We start from the raw sequence: 19,565 nt of genomic DNA on the forward strand, positions 1-19,565 counted from the left end.
ATGAGCGATGAATCCAACGGCGCGGGCGCTTCGACCTCTGATGGGCCGGCGGATACGAAGGGCGGTCAGACGCGTACGTGGTGGATCGCCGCCGTGGCGGACGCCTTGCTGGATGTGCAGTTCCGTCGTCCGGTCACGCGTACGTTGTTGCCGTTGGCCTACATACTCGGCCTCGTATTCGCCTGCGTCGCGCCGATCGTGTCGACCGTTTCGATGTGGCGTGTGTCGGTCCCGCTCGGCGTGCTCGCCGCCCTACTCGCGGTGCCCCTCGGTGTGTGCATTGCCGCGGTGGTTCGTCTGACGCTCGAGTTTCTGGTGAACGTCTCGCGGCTGGCGAATCGGGTACAGCACATCAGCGAGCTGGCAGATGATTTGTTTCAAGCGCTGTCGGATGTTGCCGAACCGGTCAACCAGCTCTCCGAAGACGTTCGGGCGGTACAATTCTGGCGCTTCCGTAGAGGGAACTCACGCAGGTAGGGAACGAAAACCCATCGTGTCGTCGCAATCTGGCATGTAGGCGACAGTGGCATCACTGAGCCGTGCGTAGTTGCCGGCGTCGGTTTCGCTGTGAACAATGCTGTTCGGACGCCCGAAATATACATCGTGGTGTCCGAAACAGGCTGGCCGTATCGCCGACTGGACGCAGTCGGCCCGGCCGGGTATGGCAATGAGGGGGAAGCATGGCTTTACCGCAAGGAACGACCGGATCGACCATGCCGCGGCGGCAGCTCGGCCGGTGGTTGCGTGATCTTCGTAACCGGGCCGAGATGACGACGCGGGTGGCTGCGCGGAAACTGGAGTGGTCGGAGGCGAAGATCTGGCGAATCGAGACCGGTCAGACTTCGCTGCGCACTCTCGATGTCGAGGCGATGTGCAAGATCTACGGTGCGCCGAAGGATCTGTTCGAACCGCTCGCGGCGTTGGCGCGCGACACCAAGGCCAAGGGGTGGTGGACCACCTACAGCGATGTGATTCCGGAGGGATTCGACGTCTATATCGGACTGGAGGAGGCGGCCAACCGGCTGTCCGGCTACGAGAACGAACTCGTGCCCGATCTCCTACGGACCGAGAGCTATGCCCGCGTGGTGCTCGCCGAGATGAATCCGAAGCTCTCCGAGGCCGAGGTGGAGCGCAGCGTCCGGCTGGGGCAGGCCAGACAGTCTCGCGTCACGCGGGCCGATGTGCCGCTGCAGGTGGACCTGCTAATCAGTGAGGCAGCGTTGCGGCGGTGTATCGGAGCCCCGGCGGTGGCCGCCGAGCAGCTCGACCACCTGCACCGCATGTGTCAGCTACCGAACGTTCGTATTCGGTTGTTGCCCACCGATTGCGGCTACCACGACGGCATGAGTTCGGGTCGTTTCGTGCTGCTGGAGTTCCCCACGGTGTACTCCGGCACGCTGCCCGAACCCCCGGTCGTGTACCTGGAGTCGTTCACCGGTCCGATCTACCTGGACAAAGACAATGACGTCGCGCGCTTCCGCGCAGCGTTGGACAATATCGAAGCGGCCGCCGTCGACGCACGCGCCGGCATCGAGGACGCGCGTCGAGCGCTCTGAGTCGATGTGCACGAGGCCGCGAGGTGTGAGTCAGCAATACGGCTGACTCGGTAGCTCCCAGGTATCGCTGAGGATTGCTCGGTGGGTCGGCTGGGCCTGGGCGTGGACCTCGCGGCCTCTATCGGTGGCGCATACCGTGATGGCGCGGCGGTCTTCGGGGCACATGATTCGCCGCACCAAACCGTCGCGCTCGAGCCGCGCTACCGCCCGTGACAAGGCGCTTTGGCTCAGATGGATGTCCGCGGCCAGTTCGCTCATGCGGTAGTCGTCACAGTCCGCGTCCATCAGCCGATCCAGTGTTTCGAATTCGCTGAGCCCGATCTGGTGCTGCTCCTGCAGCGCTTTCTCCAACGCAGAACTCACCACGGCGTGCCGATCGAGCAAGGCGCGCCATTCTCCGACCAGTCTGCCGGGTTCAGCGCTGCGTTGCGCGGGGTACTCGGCGGACTGCTTCGGCATGGCCTCATCCTAGCGACCGCCCAACTCTCATGCCAACACATTTAATGCAGTTGCATTTAATGCCAGCGCATGTAATTGTCATTCGCATGACATCACCAGCGCCGAGTACCGCCACTCGGATCACCGATTCGACGAGATGGCCCATCCGCCTGTGGGGCATGCTGATCACCCTGTGCGTCGTCCTGTTTCTCGATGGCCTGGACGTGTCGATGATCGGCGTCGCGTTGCCCTCGATCGGGGCGGAGCTCGATCTGTCCACGTCCACGTTGCAGTGGCTGGTCAGTGGTTACGTGCTCGGATACGGCGGGCTGCTCCTGCTGGGTGGACGCACCGCTGATCTGCTCGGGCGGCGCAAGGTCTTCCTGATTGCGCTGGCCGTCTTCGCGCTGGCCTCGTTGGCCGGCGCCATGGTCAGCTCCGGGCCGCTGTTGATCCTCACCCGCTTTCTCAAGGGTGTCGCCGCCGCGTTCACTGCGCCGACGGGCTTGTCCATCATCACCACCAACTTCGCCGAGGGTCCGGCACGGAACAAGGCACTATCCATCTATGTGGTGTTCGGTGCAGGCGGATACTCCTCGGGGCTTTTGTTCGGCGGCCTGATGACGAGTATCGGTTGGCGGTGGACCTTCCTGCTCCCGGTGCCGATCGCGCTCGCTGCGCTGGCAGCGGCCATCGTGCTCGTGCCCCGAGACGAGCACACCGAGGAAGGCGGCCACGACCTGCTCGGCGCTGTGCTGTCCACCGCGGCCATGTTGCTGCTGGTCTACACCGTGGTCGCCGCGCCGGACGAGGGATGGGCCTCGGTTCGCACGATCGGCTCCTTCCTCGCCGTCACGGTCCTGTTCGGCGCATTCGTCGCGGTGCAACAGCGAACACCGTTCCCCTTGGTCCGGCTGAGCATCCTGCGCAAATCCTCGCTGGTGCGCGCATGCCTGGCGATCGTTGCGTTGGCGGGCTCTTACTTCAGCTGGCAATTCGTCGTGACGCTGTACCTGCAGGACACCCTGGGGTGGTCACCGCTGAAGCTGGCGTTGGCGCTGCTGCCGGTGGGTCTGCTGGTCGTGCTGTCGGCCTTCTTCTCCGACAGATTGGTCGACCGGTTCGGTACCGGACCGGTCATCGCTACCACGCTGACGACAATGGGCGTCGGGTACCTGCTGTTTCTCCGACTGGACACCAGCCCGTCCTACCTGACGATGCTGTTGCCGGCCGTGCTGCTCATCGGGGTCGGCTGGGTCGGCTTCGGAGCGATCAACATCCAGGCGACCAGTGGCATCGACGACGACGAACAAGGTTTGGCTGCCGGCGTGTTGCAGACTGCGACGCAAGTCGGCGCGGCCATCGTGCTCGCAGTGACCACCGCGATCATTTCCTCCGGTATCCACGACGACACCTCTGCGGGCGGGATGCTCGACGCGTATCGCCCCGGCCTGCGGTTCGCTGCGGGTGTGGCCATCGTCGGCGCGCTCGTGGCTCTGTTGGCCCTGCTACCCAGGCGTCGCAACGAGGAGCGGCGTTCGGTCGAAAAGGATCTCGAACTCGTCAGCTGAGTCGCGTTCGACCCCTTTGCGCGGTACGTCCGGCAGCGCATGCTGCCGGACGTACCGCGTTTTTCGGGCGCCCCACGCACCGCGGTCGGTCGCGCCATCCGGTGGATCACGTGGGGCCTACCGTGCAAAGACCACTGCGCGCCGAGTGGAACCAGCGCCGGGTTCGGCGGGACACTGTGAGTCGGGCACGATAAGGTCACAGCACAACCAGAACGCGCGCAGAGAGATTTCTATTGTCGTGACTCGACCTTGCTAAGGCCTCGGCAGTCGAATATCGTCCAGCGAGCGGACTATCGGCATGGTGTGCTTCCGTTTCGTGCCGGAAGTCGGGTTCGGTACGGCGGTGGGCTCACCTGCACAACCACCAGCGCGATAGAGCGAGCAGCAGAAAGAGAGCAGTATTCATGCGTTTCGGCAGGGCGGCTGCGCCGAGAGGAACGGGACCGGTACGACGAAACAGCCAGCGCGGCTGGCGTACTCGTGTCCTAGCCCTGGGTGCTGCCGCATTCGCATTACCGCTCGCAGCCAATGCGGCATACCCCGCAGTCACGTCCGCCGCCCCCATTCACAGCCCGGTCCACCGCGCGCCCGCGGCCGGATTCGAGGAACTGATGGTTCCTTCCTCGATGGGCCCGGTGAAGGTGCAGGCGCAGTGGGCGAAAAATGGTGGTAGCGCCGCAATTTACCTGCTCGACGGGCTACGGGCGCTCGATGATCGCAATGCGTGGTCGTTCGAGACCAATGCCGGGGAGATGTTCGCCAACGACAATGTCAACCTCATCATGCCGGTTGGCGGTCAGTCCAGCTGGTACGCCGATTGGGTCAAGGCCAGCAACACCAATGGTCAGAAATACACCTACAAGTGGGAAACCTTCTTGACCGACGAACTTCCGCGGTTCCTGGAGGGTTACGGCGTTTCACGGACGAACAACGCAGCTGTCGGGTTGTCCATGAGCGCCCCGGCCGCACTACGGATGGCCGCGCTGCACCGCGATCAGTTCAAACATGCCTCCGCATTCTCCGGGCCACTGAACTGGGGCGCACCTGGTATGCGTGAGGCCATGCGGGCCATGATGCTCTCCGCAGGCCGCTACAACGTCGATTCGATGGCCGCGCCGTGGAGTCCGCAGTGGCTGCGGATGGATCCGTATGTGTTCGCACCCGAGTTGCGTGGTGTGCCGCTCTACATTTCGGCCGCCAGTGGCCTGCCCGGCGAGTTCGATCGACCGAACTCGGCGGTGGGAGCGTTCCACACGTCGACGGCCATGGGTATCGAAGCGATCGCATTGGTGACCACCCGCTCGTTCCAGCGTCGTCTCAACTCGCTCGGCATTCCCGCCGTCTACGACTTCCCCGCCCGGGGAACACACACCTGGAAGTACTGGGAAGAACAGCTCGGTAAGGCCAGGCCGCACATCTTGAACGCTCTGCACGGCTGAGCAATCAGCCGCTGCGGACGCCCGCACCTCTGCCGAGAAACCGGCCGCCCGTACGGGCGGCCGGTTTCGTGTCATGTGTGAGTCATGCCTTCCACGGCGGAGCCGCGGCGTCCTTGGCGGAGCGAATGAACTCCAGTGGCCGTCCATCGCGACCCACGGTAGGCCAGTCGATCGCCAAATCACTGTCGAAGGCATCGATTTCGCGGTCGAACTCCGGCGAATACTCCAGGGAGCACAGGTACATCACGGTCGAGTCGTCTTCGAGTGAGAGGATCGCGTGCCCGAGCCCAGGAGAAAGATAGACCGAACGTCGATCGATATCGTCGAGTACGACGCTGTCCCAGCGGCCATAGGTCGGAGAGCCGGGCCGCAGATCGACGACGACATCCAGTAGTGCACCGCGCACGCAGGTCACGTACTTCGCTTGGCCCGGCGGGTCTTCTGTGTAGTGAATCCCTCGCAGCACGCCTGCGGCTGAAACCGAGCAGTTGATCTGGTGTAGATCGAACGGCTGGCCGACCACCTTTTCGAATTCGGTGGATTTGAACGACTCGACGAATACGCCGCGTCGATCTTCGAACTGTATCGGTGTGAACTCCCAGGCGCCGGGAACAGCCAATTCGCGTACCCGCAGTGTCATGGAATCAGGTCCCCTGTGCCTCTATGAGTCGGTGGGTCGGTTTCCCCGAGCAGGCCGAGCAGGTAACTGCCGTAGCCGGACTTGATCAACGGCTTGGCCAGTGCACGCAGTTGCTCGTCGTCGATGAAGCCCTGCAGCCACGCGATCTCCTCGGGGACGTTGATCTTCAAGCCTTGGCGTTGTTCGATGGTACGCACGTAGTTCGCGGCATCCAGCAACGAGTCGAAGAAGCCGGTATCCAGCCACGCGGTACCGCGCGGCATCACCTCGACCTGCAGCTTTCCCTGTTCCAGGTAGGCGCGGTTGATATCGGTGATCTCGTATTCGCCGCGTGCGGACGGCTGCAGTCGTCGAGCGATCTCGACGACTTCGTTGTCGTAGAAATACAAGCCCGGAATCGCATAGTTCGATCGCGGTTGCGCTGGCTTCTCCTCGATGGAAATGGCTCTCCCGTCTGCGAATTCGATGACCCCGTACGCGCTGGGGTCGGCTACTTGGTAGGCGAACACCGCCCCGCCCTCGACATCGTGGAAGCGATACAGGCTGGTGCCCAGGCCAGGGCCATGAAAAATATTGTCGCCCAGGATCAACGCGACATTGTCGGTTCCGATGTGGTCGGCTCCGAGGACGAAGGCTTGTGCGAGGCCGTTCGGCTCCGGTTGCGCAGCATAGTCGATAGAGATGCCGAACTGCGATCCGTCGCCCAACAATCGACGGAACGCCGCGGCGTCTTCGACGGTCGTGACAACCAGTATTTCTCGTATTCCTGCTAGCATCAGTGTGGACAGCGGATAATAGACCATGGGCTTGTCGTAGACCGGGACCAGCTGTTTGCTCACCCCGCGGGTAATCGGATGGAGCCTCGATCCGGTACCCCCAGCCAAGATGATTCCTCGCACGAGCCCCAGTCTCGCAGGAGCGACCCGGATCGACTGCATAGGGGTCGCTGCGTGGTGACCAGCACATGTGCGGCGTCGCCGCACGCCCAATCGAATGGTCGATTCCCACGTAGAGTCGTGGAGTGCGATTGCTCGTCACCGGAGGCGCCGGATTCATCGGCGCGAACTTCGTTCACCACACCGTGTCCAACCATCCCGAGACCACTGTCACAGTCCTGGACGCGCTCACCTATGCGGGGAATCGGGCCTCACTGGACCCGGTGGCAGACCGGATCGACTTCGTGCACGGCGACGTCGCCGATCTCGATCTGGTCGACGACCTGGTCGGCCGCGTGGACGCGGTCGTGCACTTCGCCGCCGAGTCGCACAACGACAATTCTCTCGCCGAGCCGTGGCCCTTCGTGCAGAGCAACATCATCGGTACCTACGCCTTGTTGCAGGCAGTGCGCCGCCATGACGTGCGATATCACCATGTGTCGACCGACGAGGTCTATGGTGACCTGTCACCGCAAGCCCAGGCGTTCACCGAGACCACGCCATACAACCCGTCGAGCCCCTACTCGGCCACCAAGGCGTCGAGCGACCTGCTGGTTCGCGCGTGGTCGCGGTCGTTCGGCGTGCGCGCGACCATCTCCAACTGCGGTAACAATTACGGTCCCTACCAACACGTGGAGAAGTTCATCCCGCGCCAGATCACCAACCTGATCGATGGGGTTCGCCCGCGGCTCTACGGTGCGGGGCATCAGATACGTGACTGGATACATGTCGACGACCACAACCGTGCCGTGTGGGAGATCCTCCACCGCGGTAGGGTCGGGCAAACGTATCTGATCGGCGCCGATGGCGAACTCGACAACAAATCGGTGGTGCGGTCGATCCTGGCGGCCTTCGGGTGGGACCCGGATGATTTCGATCACGTCACCGACCGTCCGGGGCACGACCGGCGTTACGCGATCGACGCGTCGCTGTTGCGCAGCGAACTCGGCTGGCAGCCGCGCTACGTGGACTTCCGCACCGGATTGGCAGCTACCATCCAGTGGTATCGCGACAACGAATCCTGGTGGCGTCCGGCCAAGGCCGACACCGAGCGCGCCTACCGCGAGGCAGGCGAACGGATCTGCTTCGCGGTGAGGGACTGAAGGCCGCGACGCCACTGGGGGCGTGGTCACACAGCAGGCATGGACATGGGTGGGTTGGTATCCTCGGCCCCGCCGAAAGGCATCCAGGGGCGTGTCTGTCCCGTCCGGAACACCGAGAACTTCGAGGATTTCATGGATCCGTCGGCTACCGAGGCCGCTATCGAAACACACGATCATCCCACAGCCGGCGATGCGCCCGCCGCATTGCGCGTCGACCACAGAGCGCCCGACCGGCTCGTGCTGCAGCGCGGTATCTTCACCGGACCGTCGGCTCGAGTGAGTGACGAACTCTACGTCGTCGTCGAGGGTGGTGCTCACCGGCAACGGTCGACTCTGCGAATGGACGAGGGGTCGACCGGGCACACCAACACCTACTTCGGTCGGTTCGCCGCCAGCTACTGGCAGCGCTGGACCACGGTGACCGAGGTGCGCGCCACCATGGTGCTCGATGTCGCCGCGACTGCGAACATCCGACTGGTCGCCTCCGATATCGCTGGTCACCGCCGGATCATCGACAGCGCCCGGGTCGAGGGCAGCGGGCCGGTGACGCTGTCCACCGCACTCGACCAGTATGTCGACGGTGGCGCATTGTGGCTGGAATTCGATGCCGTGGGCGGCGCGCTCACCGTCGGGGAGCTGACCTGGAGCGCTGACGCCCCGAAACGGGTGCGCCCGGTCGCAATCGCCATCTGCACCTTCAACCGCGCGGACGACTGCGCCGCGACCGTCGCCGCACTCTCGTCCGACCCGACCGTTCTCGCGGCGATCGACGCGGTGTACGTCATCGACCAGGGCACCGATGTGGTCGAGAATCGGCCGCGTTACCAGCACGTGGCGCCGATCTTCGGGGACAAGCTGCGCTACATACGCCAACCCAACCTGGGCGGCGCGGGTGGTTTCACTCGTGGGCTCTACGAAGTGTCCGCGGTCACCGAGCATGCCGACGTCATCTTGATGGACGACGACATTCTGTGCGAGCCGGAGACCGTGCTGCGGCTGAACGCCTTCGCCAACCTCACGGTCGAGCCGACGTTGGTCGGCGCGCAGATGCTGTTCCTGCTCAATCCCGACTATCTCAACGTCGGCGCGGAGGAAGTACACCTGCACCGGTTACGCCACGGGCAGCGCGTGCCGAAGGCCCTGCGCAATACCAGCATGGTAACCAAGAACCAGGAGCGCCGAGTCGACGCCGGCTACAACGCTTGGTGGACCTGTCTGATCCCGGCCGAGGTCGTCGCGAAGATCGGCCTGCCGATTCCGATCTTCTTCCAATGGGACGATGTCGAATACGGTATCCGGGCGCGCGAGCACGGCTTCGCCACGGTCACGCTGCCCAATGCGGCGGTATGGCACGCGGACTTCTACTGGAAGGACTACGACGACTGGGCGCGCTACTTCAGCACCCGCAACTCGCTGATCGTCGGCTCACTGCATTCGGACCTGGATGCTTCGCGGATCGCTCGCTTCGTGTTTCGAGAGTTGGCCGAACACTTGGTCGCGATGCAGTACGGCTTGGTACACACCATCCTGCAGGGAATCGAGGACTTCCTCGAAGGACCGAAAGTCCTGCACGACGGCGGCGTCGCCGCGCTGAAGGCCGCACGCACCAGCCGAGACGACTACCCTGAGACGATCAAGCATCCGGCCGCGTCGCCACCGGTCCGATCGGCCGATATCCACGTCCGGCGTGCCGGTGGCGAACCCAGCCGGACGACGCTGGTGTTGCTCAAGCGTGTGATTGCGCAATGGTTGGGCCGAACGCAACCCGGCCTCGTCGGCATCACGCGCGAAGACGCACATTGGTGGCACGTGTCGCTGTTCGACCATGTGGTGGTAACCGATGCCTCGCAGTCTGGCGTGCGGGTGCGCACCCGTGACAAGGCTCGCGCCCGTCGACTGCTGTGGCGCACGGTGCGTGTGCTGCGCCGCCTGCGCCGGGAACTGCCCACCGTGCAGGCACAGTACCGTGCTGCGATGCCGGACCTGTCGAGCCGCGCGAACTGGGAGCGGCTCTACGGCCTCACCGAAACCCGGACGAATCGGTAGCTGCTCACGTCCTGTTCCTCGAACTCACGCGATGGCCGCACGCCCGGGCGTGCGGCCATCCGGTTCAGAGGAACAAGTCGGGGGTGAGTTCGCCGTCGCCCGGAGTCACTCGGTATTTGTCCAGGTCGGTGATGCCGTGGGCAGCCAAGACGTCGTCATCGATGAAGAAGTTGCCGCTGGTTTCCTTGCCGGGGGCGGTGATCACCAGGTAGGCCGCGTCGGCGTAGATGTCGGGTGTCCGCGAGGTAGAGACCATATGCTCCCCGCCGAGCAGGTTCTGCACCGCGGCCGTTGCGATCGTGGTGCGTGGCCACAGCGAATTGACGCCGATCCCGTCGCCTTTGAGTTCCTCTGCCAGCCCCAGTGTGGTCAGCGACATTCCGTACTTGGCGATGGTGTACCCCAACGACGCGCCCGCCCATTTGGGATCCAGGTTCAGTGGCGGGGACAGGGTCAGAATGTGGGGGTTGCGGCCGGTCCGGGCCGATTCGCGCAGATGCGGGATGCTCAGCTTGGACAGCAGGAAGCTGCCTCGGCAGTTGATGTCCTGCATCAAGTCGTATTTCTTCATCGGCAGCATCTCGGTGGGCGACAAGTCGATCGCAGAGGCATTGTTCACCACGATGTCGATGCCGCCGAAGCGTTCGACCGTCCGGCGCACCGCTTCGGCCACCGATTCGTCGTTGCGGACATCGCCGACGAAGGGCAGCACCTGCCCGCCCGCTGCTTCGAGCTCCGCGGCGGCGGTGTGGATGGTGCCGGGAAGCTTGGGGTGCGGCTGGTCGGTCTTCGCGATCAGGGTGATGTTGGCGCCGTCGGCTGCAGCGCGTTTGGCAATCTCCAAACCGATGCCGCGGCTGCCGCCGGACATGATCATCGTCCGTCCGGCGAGCGTCGTGGATCCCGGTTCCGTCATGTGACCTGCTCCTTCGTGTATGCCGCGGGCAGTATGCCCGCGGCTGGGCGCGCTGGTACATCGAGCGCAATCCCTCCTATGCAATCAGTTGCATAACGGTCGCGCAACGGCCCCTCGCGGCGGACCCGTCGACCCGCCGGCGATGCGTCGACGAGCCACCTGCGTCAGTCCGGCTTGCCGAACTGCTCGTTGCGGCCCAGGGAACGCAGGTGGAACCACTCGCGCAGCCCCGCAGGGTCGCGCCGGGTGACGAGAAAGAACCAGGAGAAGCGGATCCATTCCTGGGGAAGAAGCTTGCGCATTCCGGGTTGGGACATGAGATACCCACGGTTGCGGTAGGTGAAATACCGTTTCACGGGGTCATCGGGATACTGCGTGTGCATCCGGCCGCCGAGGATCGGCTTGAACTCGGCGGCGCCGTTCGGATGCAGATACGCCGTCTGGAGGCAGGTACCGAACGGGAGGCCGGAGCGGACCAATCGGCGGTGTACTTCGACCTCGTCGCCACGTACGAACAGTCGCAGGTCCGGCACGCCGATGAGGTCGATCGCCTGGGTGGAGATCAGAGCGCCGTTGAACAGCGAGGCAATTCCGGGCAGGAAGTCCTGGTCGCCGAGTTCGGAGCGCAGTCGCCGCCAGACCACGCCGCGGCGCAGCGGGAACGCGAGACGGTCCGGCTCATCGATGTCGCACACCACCGGGGACACCTCCACCAGGCCGTGCCGGTGTGCGCAATCGAGGAGGGCGGACAGCACGTCGGGGCCCTCGGGTCTGCCGTCGTCGTCGGCGAGCCACACCCAGTCGGCGCCCAGGCTCAGCGCGTGCAGCATGCCGAGCGCGAACCCGCCGGCTCCACCGAGGTTGTGTGCCGAGCCCAGATACGTGGACTCCACCGGCTGATCATCCACCAACGCCGCGACCTCGGGCTCGTTGGCGTTGTCGATCACGATCAGGTGATCCACCCGCCGGGACTGAGAGGTGAGCGCTTTCAGCGACCGCGCCAACAGTTCGTGGCGTTGGTGGGTGACCACGACGGCGACGACGCGGGCATCGGCGCCCGTGGGTGTCGTTACGACGGGATGGCCAACCGGAGCGCCGGAGTGGTCTTCGGCCCGAGGGTCGACCTGGGCCTGCGCTCCACGGTCGATCGGGGTGTTCTGCCCGGTCGGCTCACTCATTCCTGATTTCGCTCAATTCTCGTTCGGTTCCCAGGGTCTGTTCGGCCTGCATTTCGCGTAGCACGGTTGCGACATGGTTTCCGGCTTCGGGTCCCTCATAGGCTCGCACTACTTCTTCGATACCGCCACGCAGCCGGATCCGCCCGTGATCGATCCACATCGCCGTATCGCACAGTTGTGCGAGGAACTCGTTGGAGTGGCTGGCGAAAACCAGGAGTCCGGACCGTTGTACCAATGCCTGCAACCGAAGCCGGGCTTTTTTCATGAATTCCGCGTCCACCGCGCCGATGCCCTCGTCGAGAAGCAAGATTTCCGGATCGATCGAAGTGACCACGCCCAATGCGAGGCGAACACGCATTCCGGTGGAGTAGGTGCGCAGTGGCATGGACAAGTACTCGCCGAGTTCGGTGAAGTCGGCGATCTCCTCGATCTTCGACAGCATTTGTTTGCGCGTCTGACCGAGAAACAGCCCACGGATGATGATGTTCTCGTAGCCGGAGATCTCCGGGTCCATGCCGACACCGAGATCGAAGACCGGCGCAACCCGGCCACGGATGCGGGCACTGCCGCGCGAGGGCTCGTATATCCCCGAAAGCAGCCGTAGCAGTGTCGATTTGCCGGCGCCATTGTGCCCCACCAGGCCGATCCGGTCGCCTTCGCGCAGCGAGAGGGTGATGTCACGTAGTGCTTCGACCACGACGACGTCGGACTCGTTGCGGCCGATGGCGCCACCTGCCTTGCCGAGGAAAGCCTTCTTCAACGAGCGTGACTTGGCGTCGAAGATCGGAAACTCGACCCACGCGTCCCGGGTTTCGATACTCACTCGACTCATCGGGGGCGCTCCTAAACCCAGTACGGTACGCGCGAACGGTACTGCTTCATGGCGAAGATCGCCACGCTCCAGCCGACCAGGGTGATCGCGCCGACGATCAACCAGTGCCGCAATGCCTGCGGCTCGCCGAGCAGGGGCGCCCGGACGATTTCGAGATAATGGAATGTCGGCACGAGTTCTGCGAGCTTGGCGCGGTCTCCGGCGCCGACCTGTGATTCCAGGGTTTTGGTCGTCCACATCACCGGGGTCAGCACGAACAGCATCAGGGTGGTACTGCTGAGAATCGGCGCGATGTCGCGGTAGCGGGTGCTGAAGATGCCGAACACGATCGACACCCACATGGAGTTCAGAAAGATCAGCGCGATCGCCGGGATGGCGAGCAGGCTGGCCGGCTCGAGGTGGCGCCAGACTCCGAACGCGGCGAGCATCACCAGGTAGATGACCATGTTGTGCGCGAAGAACAACAGGTGTCGCCACACCAACCGGTAGACGTGCACGCTCAGCGCCGAGGGAAGTTGTTTGATCAGGCCTTCGTTGGCGATGAAGACTTCGGAGCCGTCCAGAATGCTGGCGTTGATCACATTCCAGACGATCAGCCCGACGGTCACATACGGCAGATATTCCAGCAGCGGCTGGCCGAGCAGCGCCGCGTACAGCACACCCATCGCCGTCGCCTGCAGACCGGTGGCGATGGTGATCCAGAACGGGCCGAGCACCGAACGTCGGTAGCGCTGCTTGATGTCCTGCCAGCCGAGCGACAGCCACAGCTCGCGTTGGGCGAACCCGCCGGTGAAGTCGTTCACGGCACGCTTGAACGTCTGCGAATCCGACACGACCGTCATCGCGAACGCCCCGGAGTGCGGCGTCTGGGTGTTCGACGGCGCGCTGCCATCCGGGGGTGCGCTGCCATCCGGGGGTGCGTGGTCATCGGAACCGACGGGGCTCTCTTCGGGACGCCCCGCACTCGGATCGGGCACCGAGTCGGAACGAGCGGCAGCGGCGGGCACGGTGCACGAGACTACCCTTGCGGCTTTCGGCGCCTGCGTGCCATGCACATCGCCGGTCTCACAAGTACTGGCCGGAGCCGCCGGTGAGTTGACTCGGATGACCGCCGGCCGCTTCGCCACCGTGGATCCCAGGAGGCAGCGCACCCTGGCGCATCTGTTCGAGTTGGGCGCGTGCGGCCATCTGCTGGGCGAACAACGCAGTCTGAATGCCGTGGAACAAGCCCTCCAGCCAGCCGACCAGCTGCGCCTGCGCAATGCGCAGCTCGGCGTCGGATGGGACGGTGTCGTCGGTGAAAGGCAAGGTCAGCCGCTCGAGTTCCTCACGCAGTTCGGGCGCGAGACCTTGTTCCAACTCGCGCACCGAGGACTTGTGAATCTCCTTGAGCCGATTGCGGCTGGCGTCGTCGAGCGGAGCCGCGCGTACCTCTTCGAGCAGCTGTTTGATCATGGTGCCGATCCGCATGACCTTCGCCGGTTGTTCGACCATATCGGCCAGCGATTCGCCCGAATCGTCCTGCTGTTCCGAGTCTTCCCGTTTGTCGCGATCGGCTACGACGCGCGCGGCGTACTGTGCTTCCGATACGGCTGTCGCCGGGATGGCCAACGGCCTGCCGTCGGGTCCGACGACGACGGTACGGTCCGGTGTCTCGTCCGCGTGGGTCATGGTCCCCATCATGTCGCGTCCGCCACGAACGCGCTAAGTCGGTGTCTGCTGCCTGGAACGCAGCGACAACGGCCGGGTCGTGTGGCCGGCGTCGCGGCTCGGAAGCGGCGTTCTATTCTGTTCGGGTCCGTGTGGTTCGGATTTGTCGAAAGTCGGTCACCATGCTGAGTCTCGAGTTGCTGTGCGCCCGCCCGGCGGCGGAGGGGAACGCGGTTACCCAGGCTCGGCCGCTGCCCTTAGAGTGGCCAGCATGACTTACGACGTCGCAAGGGTTCGGGGCTTGATACCGTCCCTCGGCGACGGTTGGATTCATCTCGACCCGCTGGCGGGCATGCTGGTGCCGGATGCGGTATCCCGTGCCGTGTCAACGGGTTTCCGGACTTCTTCCTTTTCACATATCGGTCGCGATGGCGCAGCTGTGCGCAGCGCAGCGATTTTGGAAGCGGCGCGCGCTGCGGTGGCCGATCTGGTCGGCGGCGAACCGGCGGGTGTCGTGCTCGGCCCCGATCGTGCAGTGTTGTTGGCATGGCTTGCCGAATCGCTCAGCTCCCGGCTCGGACTCGGCACCGGCATCGTGTTGTCCCGATTGGACGACGAAGCCAACATTGCGCCCTGGCTGCGCATCGCCAATCGCCATGGCGCCCATGTGCGCTGGGCCGAGGTGGAGATCGAGACCTGTGAAATGCCCTCGTGGCAGTTCGAGGAACTGATCGGCCCCACGGCGCGATTGGTCGCGCTCACCGCCGCCTCGCCGATCGTCGGCTCGGCGCCCGCGGTTCGGGTCGCCGCAGACCGCGTGCACGAGGTGGGTGGCTTGCTCGTAGCCGACGCGTTCGGCGCCGCACCTTACGCGCTGATCGATATCGATGAGCTGAACGCCGATGTGGTGGCGTTGAGCGCGCCATCGTGGGGTGGACCCCAGGTCGGCGCGCTGGTCTTCCGCGACCCGGCGTTCCTGGACCGGATTCCGTCGATGTCGTTGAACCCGTATGCCAAGGGCGTCGAACGGTTGGAGGTGGGCGGGCACCAGTACGCGCTGCTCGCCGGTCTGACCACCTCGATCGACTTCCTTGCCGGGCTGGACGAGCGGGCGCGCGGCACTCGACGCGAGCGTCTGGAGATGTCGATCACTTCGCTGCAGGACTACCACGATCAATTGTTCGAGTACTTGATGGACGTGCTGGATGCGATCCCCGGCCTCACCGTGATCGGACGCGCGTCCACCCGAATCCCGGCCGTCAGTTTCACGCTCACCGGGATGCAAGCCGAGAAGGTCGCCGCGAAACTGGCCGACAGCCGGATCGGCACGGTGAGCGGGGTGCACGGCGGCGGCAGACTGTTGGACGCACTCGGGGTCAACGACGAGGGCGGCGCGGTGACGATCGGTCTCGCCCCGTACACCACCAGGTTCGAGATCGATCAGCTCGGCCGAGCGCTGGTCGGACTGGGCTGAGTGGCGGTCGGGGAGCAGCGGTGGCGTAGAGCCCCGGACTCAGAGGTCTCGCACGCGCAAGATCACTTTGCCGAACACGGTCCCGGAATCCAGCAACCGATGTGCTGCGGCCGCGTCCTCGATGGGCACCTCGGCGCCGATGACCGGATGGATGCTGCCGTTGGCGATCAACGGCCACACGTGCCGGCGTAATTCGGCGATGATCTCGGCTTTACTGCCAACGCCGGTCGGGGGGCGCGATCGGATGGTGGTGGCGTGGACCGTGCCCCATTTACGGAGCAAGGCAGCCAGATTCAGCTGCGCGCTCACTCCACCCTGCATGCCGATCACCAGGAGTCGCCCGTGGTCGGCCAGAGCGTCGACATTGCGTTGCAGGTATGCCGCGCCCATGTTGTCGAGGATGATGTCGGCGCCGGGACCGGCAAAGCCCGATTCCTCGGCGCGTATCGCGGCGACGAAGTCCTCTTCTCGGTAGTCGATCAGCACGCTTGCCCCCAACTCCGCGCAGCGCGCCAGCTTCTCTGCGGATCCGGCGGTTACCGCGACTCGCGCGCCGAGTGCGTTCGCGACCTGAATCGCATGTGTGCCGATCCCGCTGCCACCGCCATGGATGAGCACCAGGTGACCCGCCTGCAGACGCGCGGTCATCACGAGGTTCGACCAGACAGTGGCCGCAACTTCGGGCAAACCGGCGGCGGCGCCCAGGTCGACGCCCGCAGGGATGGGCAGCACCTGTGTTGCGGGGACTGCGACTCGTTCGGCGTAACCCCCGCCCGACAGCAGCGCACACACCCGATCGCCGACCGCCCAGTCGCGTACGTCGTCGCCGAGCTCGGTGACGACGCCGGAGCATTCGAGGCCGATGATCTGGCTGGCGCCCGGAGGGGGCGGATAGAACCCGCCGCGCTGGAGCAGATCGGCTCGGTTCACACCGGCCGCGGCCACCTCGATCACCACGTCACCCCGATTGGGCGTCGGATCGGGCGCGTGGCGCCAGGACATCACCTCGGGTCCACCGAACCCGTTCGAATCGATGGCATGCACACCGTGATCATGCTCCGTGGGGACCGCACGCGCCCGCTCGAGCACCCGACGGCGTGTTGGTGAAGTGCCTGTCGTCCCTCGGCGCTGCCCTCGCTTCCCGCGCAGTCGCGTGCTGACCTGCGGTACTCCACGGTACTCCCCATTTGCCGCCGCATAGAATGTCGGGCGTGTATCCCGAACGTCGAGTGGTGACCGAGCCCCAATGGCTCACCCCGGCGCAGCAGTACGCGTGGCGCGCATTGATGGACGGCCATCAACGCCTGATGGCGGCGTTGAACCGACAGCTTCAGCGCGACAGCGACCTGACCATCGCCGAATACCGGATCCTGGTCTTGCTCTCCGAGGCCCCTGGACGCTCGCTGCGGATGAGCGAACTCGCTGATGGAGTGCTGTCTTCGCGCAGCAAACTGACCCACCAAATCCAGCGCCTGGAATCTCAACAAATGGTGCGCCGCAACACCTGTGTGGAGGACGGCCGCGGCGTGCTCGCCGAACTCACCGACGAAGGCATGCGCCGGCTCGAGGCAGCTGCCCCCGGCCATGTCGAAGCGGTCCGCCACCACTTCGTCGATTTGCTCGCCCCGGACCAACTCGAGGTGATCGCCGAAGTCTTCGGGAAGGTCGACAAGGAAATCGGTCAGCACCCTGGTTGACCGGTCCGTTACGATCATGTGCCTGGAGACGTGGCAGAGCGGCCGAATGCACTCGCCTTGAAAGCGAGCGTCGTGAGAGCGACCGGGGGTTCGAATCCCCCCGTCTCCGCCATGGGTTCGACGGGAACGCACAGGTCAGAGCCTCTATTGTGCGGCAGCTAACTCCGCTAGGCCGTCCGTTGGACACATTTTGGACACATTAGCCAGTGCGGCCCTGTCCAAGGCCTCGCCGATAGCGTCGAGATCGTCATCGAAGAGATCCGAGTAGGTGTCCAAAGTCATAGCCGCCGAAGCATGGCCGAGCATCCGCTGCAACGCCTTCACATTGACCCCCGCCGACACCGCTAGACTCGCCGCTGTGTGCCGGAGATCATGCGGAGTCACCCTGGGTAGGTCGGCAGCCTCAACGGCTTTGTTGAACCATCCTGAGTGACTGATCGGCCGCTTCAAGTGCTTGCCGTCCCTTCCGGGGAATACGAGATCGTCTCGTCGCTTGCCCTCGCACTGTCGGGCCAGCCCTGTCACGACGAACGCAGGAGTCGGCACCGAGCGATCGTCATGCGATTTCGGCGCTCCGATATGCACCTCCATATTGACCTGCACGGCGTTCTCGATCACGATCAACCGTTTGCGCAAAAGGTCTAGTACTCCAGCCGGACTTCGTGATCGATGATGTGGCTGGTCAGTGGGGTGGGCGGTGGGCGGCCACCGCGTGATTATGTCGTGTTTGTGTGGACTACAACAGAATTGGCGGTGGCCGCGGGTGACAGCGTAGCGCCTGAGCGGTGGCAGCGGGAGTTCGATCGGTTGACCGGCTGGATCGGTGGACGGTTCGCGCGGGTGGAGACTCGTCGTACCGCTGCCCGGATGCTCGAGGCGCTGATGTCGGATCTGCCGGTGAAGAATTGTTGGACGTTGGCCGAGTACGCCGGTGACCGGTCGCCGGATGCGATGCAACACCTGCTCGCGGCAGCGGTGATCGATGAAGACGGGCTGCGGGATGACCTGCGTGATTATGTGGTCTCCCATCTCGGTGACACCGACGCGACCCTTGTGGTGGATGAGACCGGTGACCTGAAGAAGGTTGTGTGCACCGTCGGTGTCCAGCGTCAATACACGGGCACGGCCGGCCGGATCGACAACAGTCAGGTCGCGGTCTACCTCACCTATGCCACCCGCGCCGGGCACGCGTTCCTCGACCGCGCCCTCTACCTGCCGAAATCGTGGACGACCGACCCGCAGCGTCGCGTGCACGCCGGGGTACCTGGCCAGACACGGTTCGCGACCAAGCCGGCGCTGGCGAAGCAGTTGATCCTGCGTGCTCTGGACGCGGGTGTCAGCGCGTCGTGGGTGACCGGTGACGAGGTCTACGGCGCAGATCCGAAACTACGCTCGGCCCTGGAATACCGGGGGGCTGGTTATGTTTTCGCTGTCGCCACCAATCATCGGGTCACCACCGCGACCGGTCGCGTGCGTGCCGATGTGCTCGCTGCCGGTCTGCCGAAGCGGGCGTGGCAGTCTTTGTCTGCCGGTGCCGGCGCGAAAGGACCCCGAGTCTATGACTGGGCGTGGATCGAGATCAGTGCCGCCACTGACGATGCCGAACCGGGATATCGATGGCTGGTGGTCCGCCGCAACCAGCGCACCGGGGAACTGGCCTATTACCGCTGCTGGGCGCCCGGACCGGTGACACTGGCCCGGCTGGTGAAAGTCGCCGGCCGCCGCTGGTCGACCGAGGAGAATTTCCAGACCGCGAAAACAATGACCGGGCTGGACCAGCATCAAGTCCGCAGGTGGCGCTCCTGGCACCGCTGGACCCTGCTGGTCATGCTCGCCCACGCATTCCTCACTGCCCTGGCCCTCACCCAAACCACCAACACCCGGACTGATCGCATTGACCCGCAACGAAATCCGACACCTGATCACCACGCTGACACACACACCGATCCGATCCCACGCACACCGGATCCGATGGTCATTACGGCGACGCCGGCACCAACACCGAGCCCGACACAGCCACTACCAGCGACGATCCCGACTCACCCCATGATCACAAAGTCCGGCTGGAGTACTAGCGGGACTATAGGAAG

18 protein-coding genes, 1 tRNA gene and 1 pseudogene are annotated in these 19,565 nt (G+C 64.5%); 10 read left to right on the forward strand and 10 right to left on the reverse strand.

The genetic code is table 11. The annotated features are described in order from the left end of the window. Both K940_RS26575 and K940_RS0101435 read left to right on the forward strand, forming a co-directional pair. On the forward strand, nt 1-477 hold the full coding sequence (locus K940_RS26575; protein ID WP_081706081.1) for a DUF4282 domain-containing protein: 477 nt from the start codon (nt 1-3) through the stop codon (nt 475-477). A 203-nt stretch (nt 478-680) separates the two neighbouring features. Continuing rightward, nucleotides 681-1,556 carry a helix-turn-helix transcriptional regulator gene (locus tag K940_RS0101435; RefSeq protein ID WP_028476051.1) on the forward strand — a complete coding sequence of 292 codons (876 nt, stop codon included), beginning with the start codon at nt 681-683 and terminating at the stop codon, nt 1,554-1,556. 30 nt (nt 1,557-1,586) lie between these two features. On the opposite strand, the gene K940_RS0101440 is transcribed toward K940_RS0101435, so the two are convergent. Next, nucleotides 1,587-2,015 carry a MarR family winged helix-turn-helix transcriptional regulator gene (locus K940_RS0101440; protein ID WP_028476052.1) on the reverse strand — a complete coding sequence of 143 codons (429 nt, stop codon included), beginning with the start codon at nt 2,013-2,015 and terminating at the stop codon, nt 1,587-1,589. Between the two features lie 86 nt (nt 2,016-2,101). On the opposite strand from K940_RS0101440, the gene K940_RS0101445 reads away from it, so the two are divergent. Then, nucleotides 2,102-3,565, forward strand: a complete 1,464-nt coding sequence (locus K940_RS0101445) for an MFS transporter (protein ID WP_028476053.1) — start codon at nt 2,102-2,104, stop codon at nt 3,563-3,565. A gap of 404 nt (nt 3,566-3,969) precedes the next feature. Continuing rightward, nucleotides 3,970-5,004, forward strand: a complete 1,035-nt coding sequence (locus K940_RS0101450) for an alpha/beta hydrolase family protein (protein WP_081706082.1) — start codon at nt 3,970-3,972, stop codon at nt 5,002-5,004. A gap of 82 nt (nt 5,005-5,086) precedes the next feature. On the opposite strand, the gene K940_RS0101455 is transcribed toward K940_RS0101450, so the two are convergent. After that, on the reverse strand, nt 5,087-5,638 hold the full coding sequence (locus K940_RS0101455) for a dTDP-4-dehydrorhamnose 3,5-epimerase family protein (protein WP_028476055.1): 552 nt from the start codon (nt 5,636-5,638) through the stop codon (nt 5,087-5,089). 2 nt (nt 5,639-5,640) lie between these two features. Beyond that, nucleotides 5,641-6,543 (reverse strand): glucose-1-phosphate thymidylyltransferase RfbA, encoded by a 903-nt coding sequence (gene rfbA, locus K940_RS0101460; protein ID WP_028476056.1) that lies wholly within the window; start codon nt 6,541-6,543, stop codon nt 5,641-5,643. Between the two features lie 122 nt (nt 6,544-6,665). Between rfbA and rfbB the strand changes: the two genes are divergently transcribed. Together rfbB and K940_RS0101470 are read left to right on the forward strand one after the other, a co-directional pair. Beyond that, nucleotides 6,666-7,682, forward strand: a complete 1,017-nt coding sequence (rfbB, locus tag K940_RS0101465) for a dTDP-glucose 4,6-dehydratase (protein ID WP_028476057.1) — start codon at nt 6,666-6,668, stop codon at nt 7,680-7,682. Nucleotides 7,683-7,814: 132 nt separating this feature from the next. Next, nucleotides 7,815-9,728: a glycosyltransferase gene (locus K940_RS0101470; protein ID WP_028476058.1), complete on the forward strand. Its 1,914-nt coding sequence runs from the start codon at nt 7,815-7,817 to the stop codon at nt 9,726-9,728. A 64-nt stretch (nt 9,729-9,792) separates the two neighbouring features. On the opposite strand, the gene K940_RS0101475 is transcribed toward K940_RS0101470, so the two are convergent. From K940_RS0101475 to K940_RS0101495, 5 genes are all read right to left on the reverse strand, one after another. Beyond that, nucleotides 9,793-10,644, reverse strand: coding sequence for an NAD(P)-dependent oxidoreductase (locus K940_RS0101475; RefSeq protein WP_028476059.1), 852 nt, complete (start codon nt 10,642-10,644; stop codon nt 9,793-9,795). Nucleotides 10,645-10,808: 164 nt separating this feature from the next. Beyond that, nucleotides 10,809-11,822: a glycosyltransferase gene (locus tag K940_RS0101480; RefSeq protein WP_231390203.1), complete on the reverse strand. Its 1,014-nt coding sequence runs from the start codon at nt 11,820-11,822 to the stop codon at nt 10,809-10,811. Further along, nucleotides 11,815-12,654, reverse strand: a complete 840-nt coding sequence (locus K940_RS0101485; RefSeq protein WP_036527079.1) for an ABC transporter ATP-binding protein — start codon at nt 12,652-12,654, stop codon at nt 11,815-11,817. Before K940_RS0101485 ends, K940_RS0101480 begins: the two co-directional genes overlap by 8 nt. 11 nt (nt 12,655-12,665) lie before the next feature. After that, nucleotides 12,666-13,496 (reverse strand): ABC transporter permease, encoded by an 831-nt coding sequence (locus tag K940_RS0101490; protein WP_028476062.1) that lies wholly within the window; start codon nt 13,494-13,496, stop codon nt 12,666-12,668. A 223-nt stretch (nt 13,497-13,719) separates the two neighbouring features. After that, nucleotides 13,720-14,325, reverse strand: coding sequence for a bacterial proteasome activator family protein (locus K940_RS0101495; RefSeq protein WP_028476063.1), 606 nt, complete (start codon nt 14,323-14,325; stop codon nt 13,720-13,722). 250 nt (nt 14,326-14,575) lie between these two features. Between K940_RS0101495 and K940_RS0101500 the strand changes: the two genes are divergently transcribed. After that, nucleotides 14,576-15,778 carry a cysteine desulfurase-like protein gene (locus tag K940_RS0101500; protein ID WP_028476064.1) on the forward strand — a complete coding sequence of 401 codons (1,203 nt, stop codon included), beginning with the start codon at nt 14,576-14,578 and terminating at the stop codon, nt 15,776-15,778. 39 nt (nt 15,779-15,817) lie between these two features. On the opposite strand, the gene K940_RS0101505 is transcribed toward K940_RS0101500, so the two are convergent. Then, complete coding sequence (locus K940_RS0101505) at nt 15,818-16,822, reverse strand: NAD(P)H-quinone oxidoreductase (RefSeq protein ID WP_028476065.1); 1,005 nt, start codon at nt 16,820-16,822, stop codon at nt 15,818-15,820. A 242-nt stretch (nt 16,823-17,064) separates the two neighbouring features. Here K940_RS0101505 and K940_RS0101510 point away from each other — a divergent pair, with 242 nt between their 5' ends. Beyond that, nucleotides 17,065-17,475 (forward strand): MarR family winged helix-turn-helix transcriptional regulator, encoded by a 411-nt coding sequence (locus K940_RS0101510; RefSeq protein ID WP_369797451.1) that lies wholly within the window; start codon nt 17,065-17,067, stop codon nt 17,473-17,475. Nucleotides 17,476-17,499: 24 nt separating this feature from the next. Further along, a tRNA-Ser gene (locus tag K940_RS0101515) sits at nt 17,500-17,587 on the forward strand. A 32-nt stretch (nt 17,588-17,619) separates the two neighbouring features. Here K940_RS0101515 and K940_RS26580 read toward each other — a convergent pair. Continuing rightward, entirely contained in the window at nt 17,620-18,093 is a 474-nt protein-coding gene (locus K940_RS26580; RefSeq protein WP_369797446.1) for a tyrosine-type recombinase/integrase, read from the reverse strand. A 249-nt stretch (nt 18,094-18,342) separates the two neighbouring features. On the opposite strand from K940_RS26580, the pseudogene K940_RS26585 reads away from it, so the two are divergent. Then, nucleotides 18,343-19,525, forward strand: a pseudogene (locus K940_RS26585) (IS701 family transposase). Nucleotides 19,526-19,565 lie beyond the last annotated feature (40 nt).

The organism is Nocardia sp. CNY236 (genome assembly GCF_000482385.1).
GTDB lineage: Bacteria > Actinomycetota > Actinomycetes > Mycobacteriales > Mycobacteriaceae > Nocardia.